Raw genomic sequence first — 4,259 nt, forward strand, 5'->3', positions numbered from 1 at the left:
CATTAGCGTAGGGGCCGATGTCCCCATCGGCCCGCCCACCCCTGTAAACCTTCCCCCTCCCAGGGGGAAGGTGGCATTTGCGGAGCAAATGACGGATGAGGGTGGGCCGGGTAGGGTCAATCTATCCTCCGATCCAACGAAACCCGTCCAGCATAGCTGGCCGGGCCTACGCTAAAAATGTGCCACTGGCACATTTTCTTCACGCTGCGGCCCCCTCAGTCGGCTTCGCTGACAGCTCCCCCGTTAAGGGGGAGACAACGGATTCTTCGCCTGCGGCTCAGAATGCCGGGGAATATATGGGCGTGTCTGGGAAGCCGCGCCCATGCACCACGTCATTCTGTGGGGCGCGACGACCCCGGCGCGCCAAACCACGTTGCGGGGTTTGGGTAGGGGCGGCAACCTGCCGCCCGCAGACCTTCCCCCACAAAACACAAAAAGACCTTCCGCTTAGAGCGGAAGGTCTTTTTTGCTTCAATACCGCTCCACCCAGCTGGAGATGAGGAGGGTGGGGACGGTCCAGGCCAGGAGGAAAAGGGTCATCTGGGCGCTGGAGAGGGAGTCCCAGGCCCCGATGAAGGTGAGGTAAAAGGCCAGCAACAGCCCGATGACCGACCCCAGCACGGTGAGGGCGGTGGTCATCCGGACGGCCAGCCGCAGCCGCTTGGCCCCCACCACGGCCTCGGAAAAGGGGGAGAGCCCCTCCCGGCACAGCACGGCGGTGAGCCGGGCGCTGTGGAGGGCGGCGGGGTCGGAGAGCTGGGTCCGCCGCTCCACGGCGGGGAAGTCCATCTTCTCCACGGGGAGCTTGAACTTCTGCCGCAGCATGGCGGGAATGAGGTTGAAGTCCCGGGTACACAGCACCGGGGAGACCTTGTTGGCCGTCAGGGCGGAGATGGCGGGGGGAATGGCGGGGTGCATGGCGTAGTTGAGGGCGAAGATGCCGGCCAGCTCCCCCTCGATGGCGCAGAAGACGGCGCTGCGGACGTTGAGTCCCTGGGGCAGGGGGACCTCCATGAGGGCCATGAAGGAGGCCGAGCCCACCAGGATGCGCTCCCCCCGGATGTCGGCGGAGAGGCCGCCCCCCTCGTGTCGGGTGAAGCCGGAGCAGCGGCGGTAGACTGCCCCCTGGGTGCGGAGGAGGTCGTGGAAGATCTTGTCCAGGCCGGAGCCGCTCTCCTTGATGAGGGTGGCGCAGACGGCCACCACCTTCTCCACCGGGTAGTCCCCAAAGATCTTGATGCCGTTGAGGGCCACCTCCCCCGGCGGGAAGAGGTCGGCGTCGGTGAGGAGGATGGCCTTCCCCGCCCGCTCGGCCCCGGACCAGCCGGGCAGGGCCGCCCCGCTGGAGGAGAGCCGCCGGGCCAGGGCCCGGTAGGGCCGGGAAAAACACAGCAGGGCGGAAAAGCCCGACGAGGCGGTGGCGGCGGCGGAGAGGCACCAGGGCAGCCGCTCCGGGGCCCCCTGCCCCACCGAGGCAAGGAGGGCGCACAGCAGGCTCCCCAGCATCAGCAGGGGCACCGCGTACCGCAGCACCCGCTCGGTCCCGTCCGGCTCCTGGATCTGGCTGCCGAAGCCGTAGGCCGGCCCCGACCACTTGGCGTAGGCGTCCCTGCCGTTCCAGCTCTTGGGGTCCAGGGTCACCAGATAGGGCTCCGAGGCGGCGGCCGCCGTCCGGCAAGAGAGCCGCAGGCCCTGCCGCTTGGAGTAGGTCCCCCACATGGCGCAGAAGAGCCCGGCGGCGCAGGCGGCGCAGTAGGGCAGGGTGGTCCGCTCCGGCATCTGAAGGAGCTGGGTGAAGGCATCCCACAGGGTGACGCCGCAGGCGAAGCAGACGGCGGTGGCACCGCCGGGGCGGAGAAGGAAAAGGTCCAGAAAGCCCCGCAGGAGCACATCGACGCCCAGCACCATGGCCACCGCCAGCAGTCCCCCGGAGCACCACACCCGCAGCTGGAAGGAGCCGGCCAGGGCGTCGGGCAGGGGCAGGCCGAAAAAGCCGGCGAAGGAGAGGTACAAAAGGGGCAGACACAGCAGGGCCACCAGCACCGACCGCAGCCGCAGCAGGGCAAGCCCCCTGCCGTACCGGCTGGCCAGCTCCCCCGGCGGAAGGTCAGGAGGCGGCTCGGGGGGCTTCCGGGGTTTGCGCTCCCGGCGGGGGGGCTCCTCCTCCTCCGGCTCCTCCTCGTCCACGCCGGGGATGAGCTTCTGGAACCGGATGGTCTCCTCCGAGACCTCGGTGCCCTCCTCGGCGAACATCTGCTCGGAAAAGGCGTCCGCCTTCTCCTTCAGGTGGCGCAAGCCCGCCTGGAGGGGGGGCGTGTCGTCCTCGGGGAACTCCAGCACCTTGTTGTCGGTGCCCGGAACGCTCCGGGGCTTTTTCACCGGCGGGGGCGGCGGGGTTTCCGTCTCCTCCTCCGGCTCCTCCCCGTCGTCCTCTTCGTCCTCTTCCTCTTCGTCCTCCTCCTCGTCCGCTCCGTCGAGGGAGACGGACGCGCCGGGAAAGAGGACCACGTTCTTGGGGGGCGGCGTACGCTTGGCCTCCGGCCAGGGCAGGTCGGGACCGGGGTCCGGCGGCGGAGCCTTGACCACCCGGTCCTCCTCCTCCCACCGGCTCACGTCCACGCCGTACTCGGCCAGGATCTCCTCCAGGGTGAAGCCGCTATCCTGTTTTTCGTCGTCCTTTGCCATACCGGCCTTCCTTTGTCTCTGTATCCGTTATCCCAGCCGCTGGCGGACGGCCTCATAGAGGAGGATGGCCGCTGCGGCGGAGGCGTTGAGGGAGTTGAGCTTGCCCTTCATGGGGATGCTGACCTTGAAATCACACTGCTCGGCCACCAGGCGGCCCATGCCGCTGCCCTCGGAGCCGATGACGATGGCGGCGGGGCCCTTGAGGTCGGCGTCGTAGAGGGTGGTATTGCCGTCGGCGGCGGTGCCGAAGATCCAGACCCCCTCCTCCTTGAGCTCCTTCAAAAGGGCGGTGAGGTTGGGCACCCGGGCCACCGGCACGTGGGAGACGGCCCCCGCCGAGGTCTTGGCCACGATGGCGGTGAGGCCGGCGGAGCGCCGCTTGGGGATGATGACCCCGTGGGCCCCGGCGCACTCGGCGGTGCGGATGACGGCCCCAAGGTTGTGGGGGTCGGAGAGCTCATCACACACCACGATGAGGGGGGGCTCCCCCTTCTCCCGGGCGGCGTTGAGGATGTCGTCCACGGTGGCGTACTCCCGGACGGCGGCCTGGGCGATGACCCCCTGGTGGGCGTGGGTGCGGCTCATGGCGTCCAGCTTCCGCCGGTCCGCCTCCACCACCACGATGCCCTTGCCCCGGGCCGTGGAGGCGATGTGGCCCAGGGCGGCGTCGGTCTCCCCCTTGGCAATAAAAATTTTGTCAATGGGAGCGCCCGCCCGCAGGGCCTCGATGACCGCGTTGCGGCCCTCAATGATACCGTCGGCCTCGGCCATGGGCTCGGGCCGGGGGGTCCGTTTCTCTCTCATGGGACTTGTCCCGCCTTTCTGCTTAATCACAGTCCAGTATACCACACTTTACCCGGGAGAAAAAGAAGAATTTAAGCCTGAACCGGGAAAAGAAAAGGCGGGCCCCTACGCCCTGTGATGCACGGCGGACCCGTGCAGGGGCGGCTGGCAGCCGCCCCTACATCTGTCTGATCGGGTAGTCCGTGGGGCCGACACACAGGTCGGTCCCTACGGCGGACAATGGGCCGCGGATGCCCGGGCCGATGAGGACATCGGCCCCTACGGAATATGACCGCGTCATGCTGAGCAAAGCGAAGCATCCGCTTCTCCCCAGCCTGTTCCGGGATGGGAGGACTCCCTCAGTCAGTTGCGCTGACAGCTCCCTCAAAGAGGGGGCCATGATGGCGTGCCGGCGCCCCTGCCCCCATTCACAGAAAGTTTACTCCCCCCTTCCTTGTCTTTTTTTGTGTCGTGTGCTATATTTAATGTGACTTGTTATCTCACAAATAGCAGGCGAACAGTTCCAAAAAAGGAGGACGCGCCTTGAACCAAAACAACAACAAGGGCCCGGGAAATAATTCCGGCGGCAACAAGAATATGATGGGGATCATCTCCCTCATCCTCTGGGCCCTCATCATCACCCTCATGATCAACTATTTCACCTCCTCTATGGCCCGCTCCAACTCCACCCAGATCGAGTACTCTCAATTTGTGGAGATGGTGGAGAACGACGAGGTGGCCTGGGTGGTCATGGAGTCCAACAAGTACACCATCTACCCCAAGCCTGAGAC

At 66.6% G+C, this 4,259-nt stretch carries 3 protein-coding genes; 1 reads left to right on the plus strand and 2 read right to left on the minus strand.

Annotation, left to right across the window (positions count from 1 at the left end):
- Positions 1–471 precede the first annotated feature (471 nt).
- On the minus strand, positions 472–2,685 hold the full coding sequence (locus Q0Y09_RS12095) for a hypothetical protein (protein WP_297722062.1): 2,214 nt from the start codon (positions 2,683–2,685) through the stop codon (positions 472–474).
- 27 nt (positions 2,686–2,712) lie between these two features.
- Positions 2,713–3,489: a 23S rRNA (guanosine(2251)-2'-O)-methyltransferase RlmB gene (gene rlmB, locus Q0Y09_RS12100; protein WP_297722065.1), complete on the minus strand. Its 777-nt coding sequence runs from the start codon at positions 3,487–3,489 to the stop codon at positions 2,713–2,715.
- Between the two features lie 522 nt (positions 3,490–4,011).
- On the opposite strand from rlmB, the gene Q0Y09_RS12105 reads away from it, so the two are divergent.
- The coding region (locus Q0Y09_RS12105; RefSeq protein WP_297722068.1) for an ATP-dependent metallopeptidase FtsH/Yme1/Tma family protein at positions 4,012–4,259 on the plus strand (248 nt) is incomplete at its 3' end.

This window comes from Intestinimonas sp. (assembly GCF_026169115.1).
In the GTDB taxonomy this organism is placed as follows: Bacteria; Bacillota; Clostridia; order Oscillospirales; family Oscillospiraceae; genus Intestinimonas.